Source organism: Roseburia sp. AM51-8 (genome assembly GCF_003478275.1).
Lineage (GTDB): Bacteria > Bacillota > Clostridia > Lachnospirales > Lachnospiraceae > Pararoseburia > Pararoseburia lenta.
Genome location: NZ_QUEY01000002.1, coordinates 506,918 through 527,247 on the forward strand (window position 1 = coordinate 506,918; position 20,330 = coordinate 527,247).

At 46.9% G+C, this 20,330-nt stretch carries 18 protein-coding genes and 2 pseudogenes; all 20 read left to right on the top strand.

Annotation, left to right across the window (positions count from 1 at the left end):
* The first annotated feature begins 13 nt into the window (after positions 1 to 13).
* The 20 genes and pseudogenes from DW996_RS06240 (at position 14) to DW996_RS06335 (ending at position 20,184) form a co-directional block, all read left to right on the top strand.
* Positions 14 to 235, top strand: coding sequence for a hypothetical protein (locus tag DW996_RS06240; protein ID WP_243098685.1), 222 nt, complete (start codon positions 14 to 16; stop codon positions 233 to 235).
* A 125-nt stretch (positions 236 to 360) separates the two neighbouring features.
* Positions 361 to 1,050 carry a flavodoxin family protein gene (locus DW996_RS06245; protein WP_118535179.1) on the top strand — a complete coding sequence of 230 codons (690 nt, stop codon included), beginning with the start codon at positions 361 to 363 and terminating at the stop codon, positions 1,048 to 1,050.
* A 28-nt stretch (positions 1,051 to 1,078) separates the two neighbouring features.
* Positions 1,079 to 1,285 (top strand): hypothetical protein, encoded by a 207-nt coding sequence (locus DW996_RS06250; protein ID WP_118535180.1) that lies wholly within the window; start codon positions 1,079 to 1,081, stop codon positions 1,283 to 1,285.
* Between the two features lie 22 nt (positions 1,286 to 1,307).
* Positions 1,308 to 1,907 (top strand): bifunctional phosphoserine phosphatase/homoserine phosphotransferase ThrH, encoded by a 600-nt coding sequence (gene thrH / locus DW996_RS06255; RefSeq protein WP_118280257.1) that lies wholly within the window; start codon positions 1,308 to 1,310, stop codon positions 1,905 to 1,907.
* Between the two features lie 144 nt (positions 1,908 to 2,051).
* Entirely contained in the window at positions 2,052 to 3,218 is a 1,167-nt protein-coding gene (locus tag DW996_RS06260) for a trans-sulfuration enzyme family protein (RefSeq protein ID WP_118280256.1), read from the top strand.
* A gap of 35 nt (positions 3,219 to 3,253) precedes the next feature.
* Positions 3,254 to 4,435 carry a MalY/PatB family protein gene (locus tag DW996_RS06265; protein ID WP_118535181.1) on the top strand — a complete coding sequence of 394 codons (1,182 nt, stop codon included), beginning with the start codon at positions 3,254 to 3,256 and terminating at the stop codon, positions 4,433 to 4,435.
* Positions 4,436 to 4,540: 105 nt separating this feature from the next.
* The gene (locus DW996_RS06270) at positions 4,541 to 5,899 is read left to right on the top strand and encodes a M20 family metallopeptidase (protein WP_199642628.1); all 1,359 of its coding nucleotides are present in this window, start codon (positions 4,541 to 4,543) and stop codon (positions 5,897 to 5,899) included.
* Between the two features lie 126 nt (positions 5,900 to 6,025).
* A complete protein-coding gene (locus DW996_RS06275) occupies positions 6,026 to 6,991 on the top strand; it encodes an acyltransferase family protein (RefSeq protein ID WP_118280254.1) in 966 nt (321 codons plus the stop codon).
* A 17-nt stretch (positions 6,992 to 7,008) separates the two neighbouring features.
* On the top strand, positions 7,009 to 7,764 hold the full coding sequence (locus tag DW996_RS06280) for a hypothetical protein (protein ID WP_118280253.1): 756 nt from the start codon (positions 7,009 to 7,011) through the stop codon (positions 7,762 to 7,764).
* A 21-nt stretch (positions 7,765 to 7,785) separates the two neighbouring features.
* Positions 7,786 to 8,661 (top strand): helix-turn-helix domain-containing protein, encoded by an 876-nt coding sequence (locus DW996_RS06285; RefSeq protein ID WP_118280252.1) that lies wholly within the window; start codon positions 7,786 to 7,788, stop codon positions 8,659 to 8,661.
* Positions 8,662 to 8,799: 138 nt separating this feature from the next.
* Complete coding sequence (locus tag DW996_RS06290) at positions 8,800 to 10,284, top strand: L-fucose/L-arabinose isomerase family protein (protein ID WP_118280251.1); 1,485 nt, start codon at positions 8,800 to 8,802, stop codon at positions 10,282 to 10,284.
* A 9-nt stretch (positions 10,285 to 10,293) separates the two neighbouring features.
* Positions 10,294 to 11,760 (top strand): xylulokinase, encoded by a 1,467-nt coding sequence (gene xylB / locus DW996_RS06295; protein WP_118535182.1) that lies wholly within the window; start codon positions 10,294 to 10,296, stop codon positions 11,758 to 11,760.
* A 172-nt stretch (positions 11,761 to 11,932) separates the two neighbouring features.
* Positions 11,933 to 12,517, top strand: a pseudogene (locus DW996_RS06300) (GDSL-type esterase/lipase family protein); the annotation flags it as partial.
* Between the two features lie 85 nt (positions 12,518 to 12,602).
* Complete coding sequence (locus DW996_RS06305; RefSeq protein ID WP_118535184.1) at positions 12,603 to 13,238, top strand: HAD family hydrolase; 636 nt, start codon at positions 12,603 to 12,605, stop codon at positions 13,236 to 13,238.
* Between the two features lie 8 nt (positions 13,239 to 13,246).
* Entirely contained in the window at positions 13,247 to 14,086 is an 840-nt protein-coding gene (larE, locus tag DW996_RS06310) for an ATP-dependent sacrificial sulfur transferase LarE (RefSeq protein ID WP_118535185.1), read from the top strand.
* Between the two features lie 211 nt (positions 14,087 to 14,297).
* Positions 14,298 to 14,789, top strand: coding sequence for a DUF2798 domain-containing protein (locus DW996_RS06315; protein WP_118280246.1), 492 nt, complete (start codon positions 14,298 to 14,300; stop codon positions 14,787 to 14,789).
* A gap of 140 nt (positions 14,790 to 14,929) precedes the next feature.
* The gene (locus DW996_RS06320) at positions 14,930 to 16,120 is read left to right on the top strand and encodes an ATP-binding protein (protein ID WP_118535186.1); all 1,191 of its coding nucleotides are present in this window, start codon (positions 14,930 to 14,932) and stop codon (positions 16,118 to 16,120) included.
* Complete coding sequence (locus tag DW996_RS06325) at positions 16,107 to 17,459, top strand: MATE family efflux transporter (RefSeq protein WP_118535187.1); 1,353 nt, start codon at positions 16,107 to 16,109, stop codon at positions 17,457 to 17,459. The genes DW996_RS06320 and DW996_RS06325 overlap by 14 nt, the downstream gene beginning before the upstream one ends.
* A gap of 41 nt (positions 17,460 to 17,500) precedes the next feature.
* A complete protein-coding gene (locus DW996_RS06330) occupies positions 17,501 to 19,153 on the top strand; it encodes a diguanylate cyclase domain-containing protein (RefSeq protein ID WP_118535188.1) in 1,653 nt (550 codons plus the stop codon).
* Positions 19,154 to 19,165: 12 nt separating this feature from the next.
* Positions 19,166 to 20,184 (top strand): annotated as a pseudogene (locus DW996_RS06335) (sugar kinase).
* The last annotated feature ends 146 nt before the right edge of the window (positions 20,185 to 20,330 follow it).

The following is a 20,330-nucleotide window of genomic DNA, read 5'->3' on the forward strand; positions in this document are numbered from 1 at the left end:
TGAGTAATAAAATATGTGTCAAAGGATGCAGATGCCGATCATTACCTCCAGATATTGGAATATGGTGCATGGCACAAATCCAAAAGAGGTGCAGCAGGATGCCGAGGGCATGCAGGTTATGCAGGTTTTAGGCAATAATATGGCATTTGGGCTGAATTGTAAGAATGTAGCGATGAAGATGGGACTTTCCATGCCGGAAGAACCGGAATTTACCTATACAAATTTTATCCACTAAGATAGATACCCTCCCTCAGGTTCGAGGGGGATTTGTATTTCATAAAGTACCAGAATGCCATTGTATTTGCTCTTTTACAAGCGTAGAATGAGTTGCGAATAAAAGAAGAAAAGAGATGGCATTTTATGAAGATTACATTGATCCATGGACAGAGCCACAAAGGCTCGACTTATCATGTGGCAAGGATTTTAGCAGAAAAAATAGACGGAGAGATCACGGAGATCGTCTTACCGCGCGACTTTGATCAGATGTGTGTCGGTTGTGCCCAGTGCATCAAAAAGGACGAAAAATTGTGTCCGCATTATGAGAAACTGGCACCGATCACAGAGGCGATCGATGCAGCAGACCTTTTGATCTTTGAAAGTCCGGTTTATGTTTACCATGTCACTTCTGCTATGAAGGCATTGTTGGAACATTATGGATGGCGCTGGATCATGCATCGCCCGGAGGAGAGCATGTTCAAAAAGCAGATGGTCTGTATCGCGACCGCGGCAGGTGGCGGACACAAGAACACCTGTCAGGATATGGCGGACAGTGCTGCTTATTGGGGTGTGGCTAAGACCTACAAGTATGGTATCGCTGTTCGTGCTATGAAGTGGGAAGATGTGACGGCAAAGACCAAGGACAAGATCGAGCGAGATATGGATGCGCTTGCGTCCAAGATCAAAGCCAACCAGGGCAGGGTAAAGCCACCTTTAAAGACCAGGATATTTTTCCCGGTCATGTCTATGGTCTTAAAGAAGCGTCCGGACAGTGTGGATGCAAAATACTGGAAGGAAAAAGGATGGCTGGATGGCAAGCGCCCTTGGAAATAGGGGATTGACGATACGAAAGAGGATTTTTTTGACAAATTCCATCATGGTCTTATTGTCTCTGCTGCTGCCTTTACCGGGAGCACAGGGGATCACGGAACTGACCTCTTTACAGATCTTGCAGGGCGTGTGTGCAGAATATGGCATACAAAGTGGGATCGTGCTGGAACGGCTGGTATTTTTTACATTCCCTTATTTGTGCCCGGGAGCCTGGTATGCTATACTTATGAAAAAATGAGGATAAAGGCAGGAGAAAAAAGATGAACATAGTATGCTTGGACTTAGAAGGCGTCTTGGTACCGGAGATCTGGATCGCATTTGCTGAGGAGAGCGGTATCCCGGAATTAAAGAGAACGACCAGAGATGAGCCAGACTATGATAAGTTGATGCATTGGCGGCTTGGTATTTTAAAGGAACATGGACTTGGCTTAAAGGAGATTCAGGAGACAATCGCAAAGATCGATCCGATCCCGGGCGCAAAGGAATTCTTAGATCAGTTGCGGGAAATGACACAGGTCATCATTATCAGTGATACTTTTACCCAGTTTGCAGGACCTCTGATGAAGAAATTGGGCTATCCGACCATCTTTTGTAATTCGCTGGAAGTGGCAGAGGATGGCGAGATTACCGGTTTTAAGATGCGCATTGAAAATTCCAAGTATTCCACGGTCAAGGCCTTACAGTCCATCGGTTATGATACGATCGCTTCCGGTGACAGCCACAACGATCTCGGAATGATCAAGGCGAGCAAGGCGGGATTTCTCTTTAAATCCACCGATCAGATCAAGCAGGACAACCCGGATATTCCGGCATATGAGACATATGACGAATTGCTGGCAGCCATCAAGGCAGCCTTATAAGAAGCAAGTGATAGGGGCATATCTTCTACAAGAGATATGTCCTTCTTTTTTTGCTCTATTTCATATAATTCCTATTGCAACAGTATGAAATGTATGATACAATCCAAAACATACACTTTAGAAAAGAATAGGGGACATATACATATGGCACGAGGATTTGAGACAAAATGTTTACACTTAGAAGAGGAGGAAGGAGACTGTAGCCACTTTGGCGCTCTTTCCTATCCTATCTATCAGACGGCAACGTATGCACACCCGGGCGTGGGACAGAGTACAGGCTTTGACTATAGCCGCTTGCAGAATCCGACCAGAGAACATCTGGAAAAGATTGTAGCAAGTCTGGAAAACGGCATTGATGCATTTGCATTTACCACAGGCATGGCGGCTATTACCATGCTGATGGAGTTGTTTGCGCCGGGAGACCATCTGATCGTAGATGAAGACTTATATGGTGGAAGCATCCGTCTGTTTAGCCATGTATCTTCCAAGAATGGGCTGACCTTTTCTTCTGTGCCGTGTCATGCGGTCAATGTAGAGGACTATATCCAGCCAAATACCAAGGCGATCTACATTGAGACACCGACCAATCCTATGATGAATGTGACAGATATCGCTGCCTTGGCTCAGGTGGCAAAAAAGCATGACATCCTTTTGATCGTGGATAATACCTTTTTGTCCCCATACTTCCAGAATCCGCTGGATCTGGGAGCAGACATTGTCATCCATAGCGGGACGAAATTCTTAGGCGGTCACAATGATACGCTGGCAGGCTTTCTTGTCACAAATCGGGAGGATATCAGAGAAAGATTTCGTTTCCTGATCAAGACGACCGGGGCGGGTCTGGCGCCATTTGACTGTTTCCTGATCCAGCGTGGGATCAAGACCTTAGGCATCCGCATGGAACGCGCTCAGGCAAACGCTATGGAGATCGCGCATTGGCTGCAAAAGCAGTCCTGTGTTACTGAGGTGATCTATCCGGGCCTCAAAAGCCATCCGGGACATGAGATCATGAAGAAGCAGGCGCGCGGTTTTGGTGCCATGCTTACTTTTCAGGTAAAAAATCAGGCGTATGCATATGCTATTCTTGGAAAAGTCCGCATGATCAAATATGCAGAGAGTCTGGGAGGCGTGGAAACACTTCTGACCTATCCGATGACACAGACCCATGCAGACGTACCGGACGAGATCCGCAGGAAAAACGGCATCACCGAATGTACCCTTCGTATGTCTGTAGGCATTGAGGATGTTAAAGATCTTCTGGCAGAACTTGAAAAAGTCTTTGCCGAGGCAGAGCAGAAAATAGAAGGCTAGGAAATATAGAAGATAGAGATACAAAAGGAGAAATCATGGCAGAGAGAAACTTAGATTTTGACAGACCAATCGACCGAAAAGGGACCAAGTGCTTAAAATATGACTTTGCGGTGGAGCGCGGCATGCCGGCAGATATCCTGCCGCTTTGGGTGGCAGACATGGATTTTCAGACATCTTCCTATATACAGGATGCGATCGTAGAGACCGCTTCGCATGGGATCTTTGGCTACAGTGAGTCGGATGATGCCTATTTTGAGGCACTGCAGGGATGGATGCGCAGACGCCATCAGTTTGAGATCGAAAAGAAATGGGTGGTAAAGACACCGGGCATTGTCTTAGCACTTGCCATGGCGGTCAAGGCATACACCAAATGCGGCGATGGCGTGCTCTTGCAGTCACCGGTCTACTATCCTTTTTCTGAGGTTATCCGCGATAACGGCAGACGTGTGATCAGCAATGATCTGGTTCTGGGCGAGGACAACCGCTACCATATAGACTTTGTGGATTTTGAAGACAAGATCGTGCGTGAGAATATCAAGTTATTTCTTCTCTGCAATCCCCACAATCCGGTGGGGCGCGTATGGACGGAGGAAGAACTTTTGCATATAGGACAGATTTGTCTGCGTCATGGTGTGACGGTGGTCAGTGATGAGATCCATCATGATTTTATTTTTAAGGGGAAACACCATGTTTTTGCCGGACTGAGTGATGCCTTGGCGGATATCACAGTGACCTGTACCTCTCCGAGCAAGACCTTTAATGTTGCAGGCTTGCAGGCATCCAATATCATCATTAAAAACGAAAATTTGCGCAAGGCATTTATCCACCAACTGGATGCAGCAGGTGTCAGCCAGATCGGGCTCATGGGGCTGGTTGCCTGTCAGACTGCCTATGCACATGGGGACGAGTGGTACGAAGGTATGCTTTCTTATGTGCGGGGAAATATTGACTATGTCAGATCCTTTGTAGAAGAACGATTGCCGGATGTTCGGATGATCGACCTGGAAGGAACCTATCTGGTCTGGCTGGACTTCCGCGGCACAGGTTTGTGTCAAAAGGAACTGGAGGACAAGGTCATCTATGAGGCAGGACTCTGGCTGGACAGTGGAGCCATCTTCGGCAAGTCCGGGAAAGGCTTTGAACGTATCAATGTAGCGTGTCCGCGCAGTACCGTGCAAGAGGCAATGGAGCGGATTGAAAAAGCATTTACAAAATAAAAGGAAGTAAGGGCAAAGAGGCAGGAGAGATTTCTGTCTCTTTTTCTATGTCAAAACGCACAGCAGATGTGTTATACTGGGGCTATCAAAAACTTGGAGGGCATTATGGATATCAAAGAACAGATTCATGGATTATCAGAAGAAATGATAGAAAATCTGGGCAAACTGGTTGCCATTGATTCGCAGTTGGCAGAGGCAAAGGAAGGCAAGCCATTTGGCGAAGGACCGGCAGAGGCGCTTCGTGTGGGACTTGAGATCGCAGAGGGACTGGGCTTTCGCACCGTCAATCTCGACAATTACTGTGGTTATGCAGAAATGGGCGAGGGGGATGAGCTCGTTGGTATCGCAGGACATCTGGATGTGGTTCCGACCGGCGGTGACTGGACATACGATCCTTTTACCCTGACGCGTGATGGCGATTACATCTATGGCCGCGGAACGACAGACGATAAGGGACCGGTCATCGAGGCGCTTTACGCTATGAAACTTTTGCGTGATTCCGGTGTCAAGTTGAACAAGCGTGTGCGTCTTATCATGGGATGTAATGAGGAGACCGGATCGAAATGTATGGAGCATTATAATGAAGTTGAAGAAGAACTTTCCTGTGGCTTTACGCCGGATGCAAGTTATCCGTGCATCCATGGGGAAAAAGGACATATGGAGATGATGGCATATTCCAAGCATACCAAGATCATTTCCATGAATGGTGGGTTCGTCTCAAATGCAGTATGTGATTCCTGTACGACCGTGATTCCGGCAAAGGATGGCTTGAAGGACCGTCTGGAAAAGGTTTTGGCAGAGACCGATCTGCAGGAATATAAAGTAAGCCAGGAAGGCGACAGGATCACGATCTTTGCCAAGGGTGTACCGGCGCACGCGTCTACACCGACACTTGGAGTCAATGCAGCGGCAGTTACCTGTCAGAGTCTGGCAGAAGCAGGCTTTGAGGATGACTTTGTGACCTTCTACAATAGCCATTTAGGCACAGCGTGTGACGGCGCAGGCGTTGGGCTCAAGTTTGCAGATGAGTACGGAGATCTGACCTTCTGCAACGGTATCGTTAAGACTGAGGACGGTGTCATTTCCTGCACCATCGATATCCGTGTGCCTGTGACTTTAAAGGCAGACGAAGTGCGCGCTATGTGTAAAAATCATCTGGAAGATGCAAATGGACGCATTGAGATTCTTGAGATTGGTGATCCTCTTTTCTTCCCAAGGGAGTCTCCACTCGTAGAAGCGCTATATAAGGCATATGTGGATGTGACGGGAGATACGGAGAATGAGCCGATGGTTATTGGCGGTGGTACTTATGCCAAGTCCTTAAAGAATATTATTGCCTTCGGACCGGAGAAATTGGGTGTGGATTATCGCATCCATGGTGCAGATGAGTATATTCTGGTATCCGGCATGGAAGAATCCGTATTGATCTACATGGAAGCGATCAAGAATCTTCTGGCAATCTAAATCATAAAATTTGTCAAAAAATGCATTTTCTAATTGCGAAAGAGCAGACTGCCATATATAATAATATTCGGAAATAAAGTTACATACTTTTAGATAAGAATACATTTATATAGATTGAGATAGCAAATGAGAACAACATATACATACAATGAAGGAATCAACTTCCTTCGGGCAGTTTCCATCTTGGGGATCGTGCTTTATCATATCTTTCCATTCGCCATGAAGGGAGGCTTTCTTGGCGTCTGCTTTTTCTTTTTAATATCGGGGTATCTGGCGGCAAAGAAAGGTCAGATCGACTGGGATAATGAGAGTTTTCACATTCGTAAATATTATATCAAAAAAGGGCTACGCATATATCCGGCACTCTATATCATGGTCATGGCGGTCATTGCCTTTTTTACCGTCTTTCATCAGGAATTATTATTAGGGGCAAGAGAGGAAGCGGCAAGTATCTTTCTGGGTTACAACAACTGGTGGCAGATGCTGACGCAGGCATCCTACTTTATGAAGATCACGGAACACTCGCCATTTACCCACCTGTGGTATCTGGGGGTGGAAATGGAACTCCTGGTCGTATGGCCACTTCTCTTTTTACTTTATAAAAAATGGATCGAGCCGCGTCTGGGCAAAGGGGCGATCTGGCTTTTTGTCCTACTGGCAGTTGCCTCTGTACTTGCCATGGGACTGATGTACCATGCAGACAATGTCAATCGTGTTTACTACGGCACGGATACACGTGCTTTTTCCTTCTTGATCGGCGTGGTCTTAGGCCTCAAGGAAGATGACTGGAATAAAAAAGGCAACATCCTCTTTCAGGGGGACAATGGGCGGGCTCTTTTTTTCGTATCTTTATTGGTGACGATCGCCTTGTTTGTACTTGTCGAAGGTGAGCAGGCATGGCTTTACCGTGGCGGTATGGCGCTGATCAGCCTGTTTTTTGCCTTTATGGTCTATGTGATGAACCAGTGTGATTTTACGACAACAGCACTGAACCGGAATAAGGTCCTGCAATGGATCGGCAGACATAGTTACTGGATCTATCTCTGGCATTATCCGCTTCTCTTTATTATCAACTTACAGCATATCTTTTAGAAATGGGGTGCGTAGCGATGAAAGATAAGAAGTATTACAAAAAGGTAGCCATTGGGATCGTGGTCGGTATCATTTCCGCGATCGCGATCGTGGGCTTTATCAAGGCTCCGTCCAAATCTTCCGATCGTCTGGCGGAAGATCTGCAAAAGGAGTTCAAAGCCAACCAGAAGATGTTAAAGGAGCAGGATGCAGCCAAGCAGACCAGCGCCGATCAGGATACATCCGACAGCAAGGATGCCAAGGAGGAGAGCGGACCAAAGATCACCTGTGTTGGCGATTCGGTTATGTTGGGAGCCGCACCGGAATTGATGCAGGCGATCCCGGATGGTGTGATCGACGCCAAGGAAAGCCGGCAGGCAAGGGACGGCGTGGAGATCTTAGAAGGTCTGAAAGAAGAAAATAAATTGGGCTCTACCGTAGTGATCGAACTGGGCACCAACTGTTATTTCAGTCAGGCGACCGGGCAGGAGATCATTGATTATCTGGGAAAAGATACCAAGATCTACTGGGTCACGGTCTATGGCAAGTATTTGCAGGATCAAGAGCGGACAAACGGTGTGATCCGCCAGTTGGCAAAGGACAACAAAAATGTGGAAGTCATTGCCTGGGATGCCTTAGGGGCAGAGAACCCGGACTGGTTTTATAATGACGGCATCCATTTGAATGGAGCAGGACGCAGTGCATATGCAAAGATGATCTGCAATGCGCTTGGAATCGAGACGACGGATGTCGACTTCTCACAAACGCAGACGACGGACAATGCAGGCGAATAAAAAGCACCATAAGGAGCATGTATGAATTACGAACATGAGGTGGTCGTGCCACGAGCGGGCATGCCGTTTAAAATTGATATTTTTGAGGGGGCGGGCGGCAACTACACCAGAGAGCCGCATTGGCACAATTCGGTGGAGATCTTTGCCATTTATGAGGGCAGCCTGGTCTTTATCCTGCGCGAAAAAAAGATCCGGGTCGAGAGCGGTGAATTTATCATCATCAACACCAACGAACTCCACTCTATCCGTGCGGAGAAAGCCAATCTGGCGGTCTATGTGCAGATCCCGATCAGTGAATTCAAGAATTACTTGACTGCCGATCATTTTATCTCTTTCCACAAAAAGGGAAAGGGGGCTATGGCAGATCTGGATCCGGCGCAGATGGAGGAGAATGAGAAAAAGATGATGACCCTCATCCGCAATATCTACGATCTGACCGGTACGGATGTGCCGGGGCATGAATATGAGATGTTGCGCGATTACTATGCCATGATGCAGTTGCTGGTGACCGTCTATCGCCAGGAGGAGGCAGACGATCTTTTGTACCGGTCTTCCAAGGCTTTGCAGAGATTATCGCCGATCACGGAATATATCAAAAAGCATTATGCGGAGGATATTTCCCTACAGTCTTTGGCGGAGCAATTTGGCTATTCCATCGAACATTTATCCCGTATGTTCCAAAAATACGCCCAGATCAATTATAAGTCCTATCTGTCCGGCATCCGTTTAGAGCATGCCGTGGAGGAGATGGAGAAGGGTGATAAGACCATCAGTGAGATCGCGACCCAGGTCGGATTTTCGGACAGCCGTGCCTTGGCAAAGGCATTTCAGAAAAAGTATGGTATGCTGCCGAGCGAGTACAATCGGAAAAATCGCGGGCAAATGTCAAAAAATTGATATGTACCAATCAAGTATAAAGTCGAGGAAAATCATTTCTTTTGATACAATAAGGATGTAGTTTCAGTGCATGAAATTACATCCTTTTTTGCAAAAAAACAATGGTAAAAGTATTAAGAAATATTGGAGGGTGAAACAATGACAAATATTCCAGAAGCAAAAATTGGTGTGGTAGCAGTCAGCAGAGACTGTTTCCCGGAGAGCCTGTCTGTTTCCAGACGAGAAGCTCTGATGAAGGCAGTACATAGTAAGTATCCGGATTTGGATGTTTACGAGTGCCCGATCTGTATCGTTGAGAGCGAGATCCATATGGTACAGGCGCTGGAGGACATCAAGAAGGCAGGATGCAATTCTCTGGTCGTATATCTTGGAAACTTCGGACCGGAGATTTCAGAGACCTTGTTGGCAAAGCATTTTGAAGGACCAAAGATGTTCATTGCAGCAGCAGAAGAACACGGCGATAGCCTTTTGGACGGCAGAGGCGACGCATATTGCGGTATGCTCAACGCAAGTTATAACTTACGCCTGCGCGGCATCAAGGCTTATATCCCGGAGTATCCGGTAGGCGACGCAGAGGACTGTGCAGATATGATCGCAGAATTCGCACCGATCGCAAGAGCCGTTGTAGCACTTTCTGACTTAAAGATCATCAGTTTTGGACCAAGACCACTCAACTTCTTGGCATGTAATGCACCGATCTATCAGTTGTATCAACTGGGTATCGAGATTGAGGAGAACTCAGAACTGGATCTGTTTGAAGCCTTCAATAAGCATGAAGGGGATGAAAGAATCCCTGCTGTTGTAGCAGACATGGAAGCAGAACTTGGCGCAGGCAACAAGAAGCCGGAGATCCTTGCCAAGTTGGCACAGTATGAGATCACCTTAAAAGACTGGATCGAAGAGCACAAGGGCTATCGCAAGTATGTTGCCATCGCAGGCAAGTGCTGGCCGGCATTCCAGACCCAGTTTGGATTTGTACCATGTTATGTAAATAGCCGTCTGACCAAGCAGGGTATTCCGGTTTCCTGCGAAGTAGATATCTACGGAGCACTCAGCGAGTTTATCGGTGCTGTGATCAGTCAGGATGCTGTTACCCTTTTGGATATCAACAATACCGTACCAAAGGATATGTACGAAGAAGATATCAAGGGCAAATTTGACTATACCTTACAGGATACCTTTATGGGATTCCACTGCGGCAATACCGCTTCCAACAAGTTATCCTTCTGCGAGATGAAGTACCAGAAGATCATGGCAAGAAGCCTTCCGATCGAGGTGACCAACGGTACCTTAGAGGGAGATATCGCACCGGGAGACATCACATTCTTCCGTTTGCAGTCAACTTCCGATGCCAAACTCCGTGCCTACATTGCACAGGGCGAAGTTCTTCCGGTAGCAACCAGATCTTTCGGATCCATCGGTATCTTTGCCATTCCTGAAATGGGCAGATTCTATCGTCATGTATTGATCGAGAAGAACTTCCCACATCATGGAGCCGTTGCTTTTGGTAATTACGGTAAGGCTTTATATGAAGTATTCAAATATATCGGTGTTCCGGTAGAGGAGATTGGATACAATCAGCCAGCCGGTGTACGTTATCCTACAGAGAACCCTTTTAAATAGGAGATAAAGATGTTATTTATTGGCGTAGATCTCGGAACATCAGCAGTCAAGTTGCTGCTGATGGACGAGACAGGAAAGATATTAAAGATGGCATCCAAAGAATACGGACTTTCCTTTCCGCATCCGGGATGGTCAGAGCAGGATCCGCAGGACTGGTACAGCCAGTCCATCGCCGGTCTGAAAGAATTATTAGCCGGTTGTGACAAGTCACAGGTGGCAGGAATCAGTTTTGGCGGACAGATGCATGGTCTGGTGGCACTGGATGACAAGGATCAGGTGATCCGTCCGGCGATCCTTTGGAATGACGGCAGGACGACAAAGCAGGTGGCATATCTGAATGAAGTCATCGGCAAGGACAAATTATCTGCCTACACGGCAAATATTGCTTTTGCGGGATTTACGGCTCCAAAGATCCTCTGGATGAAGGAGGAGGAACCGGAGAACTTTGCTCGCATCGCCAAGATCATGCTGCCAAAAGATTACCTGGCATACCGCCTGAGCGGTAGTTTTTGTACCGATTATTCGGATGCTTCCGGTATGCTGCTTTTAGATGTCAAAAACCGCAAGTGGTCAGAGGAGATGCTTGCGATCTGCGGTATTTCTCAGGAGCAGTTGCCAAGACTTTATGAGAGTTATGAGGTCGTAGGCACCCTGTTTCCTAAGGTGGCAGAAGAACTTGGCTTATCTTCGGAGGTCAAGGTCATTGCGGGAGCAGGAGATAATGCGGCGGCGGCTGTCGGTACCGGCACGGTAGGCGATGGGGCTTGCAATATCTCACTTGGTACTTCCGGTACGATCTTTATTTCCAGCGATCAGTTTGGCGTGGATGAGAAGAATGCCCTGCATTCCTTTGCTCATGCCAATGGCAAGTATCATTTGATGGGCTGTATGCTTTCCGCTGCATCCTGCAATAAATGGTGGATGGATGAGATCTTACAGGAAAAAGATTATGTCGCAGCCCAAAAGGATATTAAGACCCTGGGACAAAATCATGTCTATTTCCTGCCATATCTGATGGGAGAGCGGTCACCGCACAATGACCCGCTTGCCAGAGCATGCTTTATGGGCATGACCATGGATACAGGCAGAGCCGATATGATCCAGGCAGTTTTTGAAGGTGTGGCATTTGCCATGCGTGATTCTTTGGAGGTGGCACGGAGTCAGGGGATTGACATCAAGCGCACCAAAATCTGTGGTGGCGGTGCCAAGAGCCCACTCTGGTGCAAGATCATGGCAAATGTTTTGAATTTACAGGTAGACCTCTTGGAGGTTGAAGAAGGTCCGGCACTGGGCGGTGCCATGCTGGCAGCCGTCGGTTGCGGTGCTTACGGATCCGTAGAAGAAGCGGCAGATGCGATCGTGCGCGTAGCAGATACGATCTCACCGGAGCCGGCATTGGTGGAGGCATACGAGAAACGTTATGCGACCTTCCGCCAGATTTACCCTGCATTAAAGGAGATTTTTCCTCAAGTCTGATTTTGTATAACAATCACTCTCCTTTAAGTTGATAATTGATAAGTAGCAGCGACAGAGCCAGAAATGGCTCTGTTGTTGCGTTTTTTGCTTTGTCTGATATAATGGGAAAATGATGAAAAAAATAGGAAAAGTGGTGGGGCTGGCTCTTGGTGTCCTTGTAGTCCTTTACGGAATGTTCCGTCTGGGCGTACACGTCGTACAATATCCACCGGCACCCCATGTAAAAGAAGGAAAAATACACATTGCCTGTGTCGGTGATAGTATCACCTATGGGGCAGGCGTTTTAGGGCATCGGCGCAGTCAGTCTTATCCGGCATATTTGCAGGAAAATTTAGGCGAAAAATATCAGGTCTTAAATTATGGACTCAGTGGACGGACCCTTATGGATGAGGGGGATGTCCCTTACCGCAGTGAGAAACTATATCAGAAAAGTCTGGATGCTAAAGCAGACATTTATCTGCTCATGCTGGGTACCAATGATGCCAAGGATTACCAGTGGGATGAGGATGCTTATGCCAAAGAGATCAAGGATTTTGTGGAGGCATATCAGACCGCGGCACCGCAGGCAAAGATCTATCTCATGCAACCACCGCAGGCATTTTCTACGCAAAAAGACGGCAGTATCAAGTATGGCATACAGGATGCGGTCATCGGTGGGCAGATGTATGAGATCATCGCGGACACGGCAGAGCAGATGGGCGTCGGCTATATTGATCTTTATCAGTTGACCAAAGACCACAGCGAATGGCTGCCGGATGGGATCCACCCCAATGCCGAGGGCAATAAAGCCATTGCAGATTATATTTATGAGTGTATAGAAAAGCAGTAAAAGAGGCAAACAAATGAAACAGGGAATTATATTCGATATGGATGGAACACTCTGGGATTCTGCCGAACAGGTGGCAGCGTCCTGGACACTGGCTTTGCACCAGTGCGGCTATGCGGATGTCATTGTGACAAAAGAGGATATGTACCGCACCATGGGACGGACCATGGATAAGATCGCTGAGATGCTCTTTCCTTTTACCCAGGGAAAAGAGCGGGAAGACCTGCTTGCGACCTGTTGTGCCGTGGAAAATGATTATCTGCGTGAACACGGTGGAAAACTTTATCCGGGCTTGCGTCAGACTATGGAAACTTTGCAGAAAGCAGGCTATCATCTTTATATTGTAAGCAACTGTCAATCCGGTTATATCGAGGCATTTTTGGATTACTTTTCTTTTCATGACCTCTTTGAGGATATCTTGTGCTTTGGCGATAATGGCAAGCCAAAGGGAGAAAATATCCGTTTATTATATGAAAAAAATCATCTGGATACTGCGGTTTATGTGGGAGACATCCAGGGAGACTATGATGCGACCATGCAGGCGGGACTGCCTTTTATCCATGCAGCCTATGGATTTGGACAGATCGATCATCCGGTAGAAAAGATCGACGCATTGATGGATCTGCCGGAAGTTATGAAAAAGATAGGATAGGAGCAAATATGGAATTACAGGACAAATATAAAACATTACAGGACTATCTGCGGGACTTGGGAAGCGTTGCTGTGGCATTTTCCAGCGGTGTGGATTCGACCTTTTTACTTGCCGCAGCCGTCGATACTTTAGGAAAAGAAAATGTCATGGCAGTGACTGCATCCTCCTGCTCTTTCCCGAAGAGAGAGTTAAAAGAAGCGCAGGCATTTTGTAAGGAGAGAGGCATTCGCCATGTGATCACAGCATCTGAGGAATTAGACATTGACGGCTTCCGCCACAACCCAAAGAACCGCTGTTATCTTTGCAAGCATGAATTGTTTGAAAAGATCCTTGCTATTGCCGGGGAAAACCATCTGGCAGCCGTTGTGGAAGGCTCCAATATGGACGATAACGGAGACTATCGTCCGGGATTGCTTGCCGTGGCAGAACTGGGGATCAAGAGCCCACTTCGGGCAGCAGAACTGGATAAAGAGGATATCCGTGCCTTATCCAAGCAGATGGGTCTGCCGACCTGGGACAAGCAGTCATTTGCCTGCTTATCTTCCCGCTTTGTCTATGGGGAGACCATTAGTGAGGAGCGTCTTGGTATGGTAGATAAGGCGGAGCAGTTACTTCTTGATATGGGCTTTCATCAGGTGCGCGTGCGTATCCACGGAGAGGGGCAGGAGACCATGGCACGAATCGAGGTTCTGCCACAGGAGATCGCACTTCTGGTAGAAGATGCCAAGCGTGAAAAAATCTATTCCTATTTCAAGGAGGTCGGATTTGCCTACGTGACACTGGATCTGGGCGGCTACCATATGGGCAGCATGAATGTAGGCATTACAGAAAAAGAGAAGCAGATATAATTGTACAATATGCATAAAAATAAAAAATGTAATTTGTGATACATGTATAAAAGAGAGAAAAATATTTTGGGTATTACGAAGACAAAAAATTTATGCTACACTAAGCGCAATTAATGGTAGTTGCAGTGGGAACACGAGACGAAAGTTTCATGTTCCCATTTTTTTATGCACTATTATGCACTTATTAGAAAAGAGAAAAAGGAGAATTATTATGCCAAAGAATAAGTTTCAAGATGTAGTATTTACCGCCATTATGGCGACGATCATGGTCTACGGTATGGTTGTTTACAACGTAGCCCTCAATACCGGAGATGTCAGCGGGACAACCTTTGTTGCTGCTTTACATGAACTGCCGATCATGGTACCGATCGCTTTTATTTTAGAGTTTTTTGTTGTCGGAAAGATTGCCAGAGGTCTGGCATTTTCTGTGATGACACCACAGGATCGCCCACAGTTCATCACCTATGCGATCTCCATCTGCATCTGCTGTATCATGTGTCCGACCATGAGTCTGATCGCAACCTTCCTGTTCAAGGAGCCAAGTTTTGGTACCTGGATCAAGACATGGGCAATGAACTTTCCAATGGCGATCTGCTGGCAGATGTTCTACTGTGGACCATTGGTGCGTCTGATCTTCCGTCTGATCTTCGAGCGCAAGCAGGTTGAGGAAAAAGTAGAAGAAGTTATGGTAGAAGGGAATTAGAAAGAATTTCTAAAAAATTGATGTAAAAATAATACAAAAATCGTAGGAATTATACTTTTATCCATGAAAAAAATCGGTTATGATACAAATGGTTGTATATAGCCGATTTTTTGACTTTAAAATACATTAAGGGATAGATTATGGAAGCATTGGAAAAGACATGGCAGGAAGTCCTGTCTATGGAAAAAGATACTTATACTTTGGTTGATACCAGGGACGAACTGTCCTTTGCCTATGGCAATATACCGGGCAGTATCAATCTCTTGGAGGAAGCCCTTTTAGCAGAGGCTGATCAGTGGAAGGACAAGACGCTGGTCTTGTATTGTAAAAAGGGAGAACACAGTTTAGAGGTAGCAGGACATCTGCGCGAGGCGGGATGGCAGGAGGTCTATAGCCTAAAGGGAGGTTATCTTGGCTGGCTCATGCAGCGGATGCAGACGGAGGATGAGACAAGCCAGCCGGAGATCACGACCTTTGACATCGAGCAGAGTCTGCGTAAAAAGTTTAAAAAGACCATCTGGAGCAAGTTTACCAAGGCAGTCCGTGAGTATGAATTGGTGCAGGAGGGCGATAAGATCGCTGTCTGTATTTCCGGCGGTAAGGATTCCATGCTCATGGCAAAGTTGTTTCAGGAATTGCAGCGCCATCACAAGGTAAACTTTGATCTGGTATTTCTGGTCATGGATCCGGGATATAGCAAGGAAAACCGTGCTATTATCGAGAATAATGCCAAGAAACTGGGCATTCCGATCACGGTCTTTGGGTCAGATATTTTTGATGCGGTCTTTGAGATCGAGAAATCGCCATGTTATCTGTGCGCGCGTATGCGCAGAGGGCATCTCTACCACAAGGCACAGGAACTGGGCTGCAACAAGATCGCTCTGGGACATCATTATGATGATGTGATCGAGACTATCCTTATGGGAATGCTTTACGGGGCACAGATGCAGACCATGATGCCAAAACTGCACAGCACGAATTTTGAGGGTATGCAGTTGATACGTCCGCTTTATCTGGTGCGTGAGGATGACATCAAGAAATGGCGTGACTACAACCATCTGTATTTCCTGCAATGTGCCTGCAAATTTACAGAGACATGTTCTTCCTGTCAGGATAACGGACAGAACAATTCCAAGCGTCTGGAAGTCAAAAATCTGATCCGCGAGATGAAAAAGACCAATCCTTATGTGGAGGGTAATATCTTTAAGAGTGTGGAAAATGTAAACTTGAGCACGGTCATCGCCTACAAAAAAGACGGTGTAAAGCATCATTTTCTGGAAACTTATGATGATGCGCCAGTTGTAAAGAGGGAAGATAATGAAAGCGAATAAAAAAGAAGTTGATATGATCCATGGACCGCTTCTTGGCAAGATGATCGCCTTTACGATTCCTGTGATCTTATCGGGTGTGCTGCAGCTCCTATTTAATGCAGCGGATATTATTGTTGTCGGGCGTTTTGCTGGGAATGAGTCACTGGCAGCCGTAGGTTCGACCTCCTCTTTGATCAATCTTTTAGTCAATCTTTTTATGGGGCTGTCTGTCGGTGCCAATGTGACGGTCGCCTTTTACTTTGGCTGTGATCACAGGGAAAAGGTGCGGGATACCATCCATACGAGTATTACACTTAGTCTTGTGTGCGGCGTATTTTTAAGTATCTTTGGTATGCTGACATCCCATCAACTCCTGGTCTGGATGGGATCGCCGGATGATGTTATCGGTCTGGCAACGACCTATCTGCAGATTTATTTCTTAGGTATGCCGGCGCTGCTTACCTACAACTTTGGCGCTGCCATCCTGCGTGCGATCGGCAATACCAGGACGCCGCTGTATTTTTTGATGGCATCCGGCATTGTGAATGTGGTATTAAATCTGGTGCTTGTTATTGGATTTTCCATGGACGTTGCAGGCGTTGCAATCGCGACGGTCGTTTCCGAATACATTTCTGCGGCACTGGTGCTTTACTATCTGCATAAGCAGAGCGATGTCATGCATTTTTCTTTCAAATGTCTGGGGATCAAGACGGATGTTTTGGGACGAATCATCCGGATCGGACTTCCGGCGGGAATCCAGGGAACGGTATTTTCCCTGTCAAATGTTGTAATCCAGTCTGCCATCAATTCCTTTGGCAGTACGGTCATTGCGGGAAATTCCGCAGCCAGCAACATCGAGGGTTTTGTCTATATGGCAATGAATGCGGTATCGCAGACGGCAGTTACCTTTACCAGTCAGAACTTTGGCGCGGGCGACAAGGGACGTATCAAAAAGGTCATGTTCCTCTGTCTTGGTATCGTGGTTGCCGTAGGGCTTATCACTGGGGAGAGTGCTTATCTTTTCGGCAGACAACTTTTACATATTTATACCGATAGTCAGCCGGTCGTAGAGGCGGGACTGGTGCGTATGTCTTATATCTGTACCACTTATTTTTTGTGTGGTATGATGGATACCATGGTGGGATGTTTACGAGGCATCGGCAAATCCATTTTGCCTATGATCATGTCCATCGTTGGGGCTTGCGGGTTGCGTCTGGTCTGGATCGCAACGATCTTTCAGATACACCATACAGAGGGGATTTTATATATGGCGTATCCGATCACCTGGGCGATCACGCTCAGCGCACATATCATTACTTATGTGATCTGTTTTAAGCGGATACGGTATAAGAATTTCTAGGGGAAGACAGGCAGATAAGAGATAATTGGGAACGGTTTACAATGAAAAATAAAGCACAAAAGAATGGGTATAAACACACACTGCAAAAGCGGTTTCTGACACTTTTACTGGTCAGCATTATCTTGGCATCCGGCATGATCGGCGGTGCCGGGATCGCCAGTGCGCAGCGGGTCATCAATGAGGATTCTTCACAGATCATGAATCTGCTCTGCGAACAGAAGGCGAGCGAGATCAATCTGATGTTAAAAGAGATCGCCAGTTCGGTCGACATGGATTATTCTTATGTTTCCAGAAGGCTTTCACAGGATAGGTCTATGTGGAACGATACGGAATACATGGAAGATTATATGCAGCATGTGCATGACGAACTGGATAATACGGCACGCAACACCTCTGCCGCAGTTTCTATTTATATGCGACTGAATCCGGATATTTTCCAGACGACGCAGGGTGTATTTCTGGTAAAGAATGCCATCGGAAAGTTTACGGAACGGGCACCGACCGACATCCAGGCATACGATCCGACCGACCGTGAGCATGTGGGCTGGTACTATGAGCCGATCGAGCAGGGACAGGCGATCTGGATGGAGCCGTACTACAACCAGAATACCCGTGTCTATATGACATCCTATGTTATCCCTATTTACCGGGATGATACGCTGATCGGTGTGATCGGTATGGATATCAGCATGGAAAAATTACAGGATTCGGTCAAAAATCTTTCGGCTTATGATACCGGGTATGCCTTTTTGGTTTCCGATGACGGAGATTTGGTCTATCACAAGGACTATGAAAACGGGATCACGGTCGATCAGTTTGACGATAATCTGACGCAGGTTCACGACATCTTAGATACAGAGCGCATAGAGGGAAAGATCTATTCCTACACCTGGAAGGGAGCATCCAAGCGCCTGGTTTACAAAAAACTGACCAATAACATGTATCTGGTCTTATGTGCACCGGCATCGGAGATTGATGTTTCGCGCAATAGCCTTGCCATGCAGTGTCTGGTGATCCTCTTTGTCGTGCTTTTGATCGCGTCGATCGCGGGCATACATATGGTGCACCGCATCACAAAGCCTTTGCGTGGTCTGACAGAGGCTGCCAAACAGGTGGCAGGCGGCGATTGGAATGCCAAGATCGAGGCGGGCGGTCAGGATGAGGTCGGCGTGCTGGCAACGACCTTGCAGAATACTCTGGAGCAGTTGCGTCACAATGTGGAGGTTGCCAATTATATGGCAGATCGTGATACTTTGACGGGACTTTATAACCGCTATTATATGACGCAGTTCTGCGGCAAACATATGATGGAAGGAGAAAAAGAGGCAGGGGTCCTCTACTGTGACCTGAATGGGCTCAAATATATGAATGACCACTACGGACATGCAAGGGGCGATCAGATGATCATGGAGGCGGCAGATCAGATCCGCCAGTGTTTCCCGATCGACATGTGCTGTCGTATGGGCGGGGATGAGTTTGTAGTCTGTGTATTCGGACGCAGTGAAAAGGATTTTCGCAAGCAGGTGGAAGAATTGCGCAGCAAGATGTGCTTGGGTCAACTGGCATCAGCATCTATCGGCTGGTGCTGGTGTGAGGAGATAGAGGATTTTGATGCCATGATGACAGAGGCTGAAAATGCCATGTATCAGGAAAAACAAAAGTTTTATGAGCAGCATCCAAAGCAGAAGCGATAGGAGGAAAAGGAAATGGAAAAATTTGATCTGTTGACATTGGGAGAGGTCTTGCTTCGCCTTTCACCAAAGGAAAATAAAAGAATCGTAAGAAGCACAGAATTTGAAAGTCACGTGGGCGGCGCGGAATTAAATGTCGCATCCGGGGTTTCCCTCTTGGGACTGCATACCGGTATTATTTCTAAACTGCCGGCAAATGCGATCGGGGAACTGGCAAGAAGTAAGGTGCGTTCCATGAATGTCAGCGATGACTATCTGGTATGGGATCACACGGAGGATGCAAGACTTGGTGCTTATTTTTATGAGAGTGCTACCTTCCCTAGAAAACCGCAGGTGGTCTATGACCGAAAGCACAGTTCCATCACCAGGATCTCGATCGACGAGTTCCCGGAGGATATGTATAAGTCTACCCGGTGTTTCCATGTATCCGGCATCACCTTAGCACTTTGTCCGGAAGCAAGGACTTGTGCCATCGAAATGATCAAGCGTTTCAAGGAGGCAGGGGCCCTGATCTCCTTTGATGTCAACTTCCGACTCAACTTATGGACAGGAGCCGAGGCAAAGGCATGTATTGAGCAGATCCTGCCATATGTGGATATCTTTTTCTGCTCTGAGGATACGGCGCGCCTGACCTTTTTAAAGGAAGGATCCCTAGAAGACATCATGCGCTCCTTTACCGCTGAGTATCCGATCCAGATCGTGGCATCCACCAGCGTGTGGTACACAGTCCAAAGCAGCACAGTTTTGGCTCTGTGATCTACGAGGCAAAGAGTGATACCTTCTATACCGAGCAGCCTTATGAGAAGATCGATGTAGTTGACCGCATCGGCAGTGGGGATGCTTATTGTGGCGGTATGCTATATGGCCTGCTTTCTTCCGATATGGATTGCAGGAAGGCACTTGCTTTTGGTAATGCCTGCAGTGCTATCAAAAATACCATTCCGGGAGATCTGCCGTCATCTGATCTGCATGAGGTGGAATATGTCATTGCAGACCACAACGCAAAAGGTCCTGTTTCGGAAATGAACAGATAAGAATATTTGAACAGACAAGGCTTTCGTACATGGGTGCGGAAGCCTTTTTCTTTCGCAAAAAATAAATAGTGTCCTCTTGACATATACCCCATAGGGGTATATAATCCAGACCGTAGGGACGTTCCTTTTGCCACATGGAGTGTCCC

Bases quoted from the DNA above. Each gene is read 5' to 3' on its own strand.
- DW996_RS06265 (WP_118535181.1), top strand. From the start codon at position 3,254: ATGGCAGAGAGAAACTTAGATTTTGACAGACCAATCGACCGAAAAGGG.
- DW996_RS06245 (WP_118535179.1), top strand. From the start codon at position 361: ATGAAGATTACATTGATCCATGGACAGAGCCACAAAGGCTCGACTTAT.
- DW996_RS06270 (WP_199642628.1), top strand. From the start codon at position 4,541: ATGGATATCAAAGAACAGATTCATGGATTATCAGAAGAAATGATAGAA.
- thrH (WP_118280257.1), top strand. From the start codon at position 1,308: ATGAACATAGTATGCTTGGACTTAGAAGGCGTCTTGGTACCGGAGATC.
- DW996_RS06325 (WP_118535187.1), top strand. From the start codon at position 16,107: ATGAAAGCGAATAAAAAAGAAGTTGATATGATCCATGGACCGCTTCTT.
- DW996_RS06330 (WP_118535188.1), top strand. From the start codon at position 17,501: ATGAAAAATAAAGCACAAAAGAATGGGTATAAACACACACTGCAAAAG.
- DW996_RS06320 (WP_118535186.1), top strand. From the start codon at position 14,930: ATGGAAGCATTGGAAAAGACATGGCAGGAAGTCCTGTCTATGGAAAAA.
- DW996_RS06275 (WP_118280254.1), top strand. From the start codon at position 6,026: ATGAGAACAACATATACATACAATGAAGGAATCAACTTCCTTCGGGCA.
- DW996_RS06240 (WP_243098685.1), top strand. From the start codon at position 14: ATGTGTCAAAGGATGCAGATGCCGATCATTACCTCCAGATATTGGAAT.
- larE (WP_118535185.1), top strand. From the start codon at position 13,247: ATGGAATTACAGGACAAATATAAAACATTACAGGACTATCTGCGGGAC.
- DW996_RS06260 (WP_118280256.1), top strand. From the start codon at position 2,052: ATGGCACGAGGATTTGAGACAAAATGTTTACACTTAGAAGAGGAGGAA.
- DW996_RS06315 (WP_118280246.1), top strand. From the start codon at position 14,298: ATGCCAAAGAATAAGTTTCAAGATGTAGTATTTACCGCCATTATGGCG.
- DW996_RS06285 (WP_118280252.1), top strand. From the start codon at position 7,786: ATGAATTACGAACATGAGGTGGTCGTGCCACGAGCGGGCATGCCGTTT.
- DW996_RS06280 (WP_118280253.1), top strand. From the start codon at position 7,009: ATGAAAGATAAGAAGTATTACAAAAAGGTAGCCATTGGGATCGTGGTC.
- DW996_RS06305 (WP_118535184.1), top strand. From the start codon at position 12,603: ATGAAACAGGGAATTATATTCGATATGGATGGAACACTCTGGGATTCT.
- xylB (WP_118535182.1), top strand. From the start codon at position 10,294: ATGTTATTTATTGGCGTAGATCTCGGAACATCAGCAGTCAAGTTGCTG.
- DW996_RS06290 (WP_118280251.1), top strand. From the start codon at position 8,800: ATGACAAATATTCCAGAAGCAAAAATTGGTGTGGTAGCAGTCAGCAGA.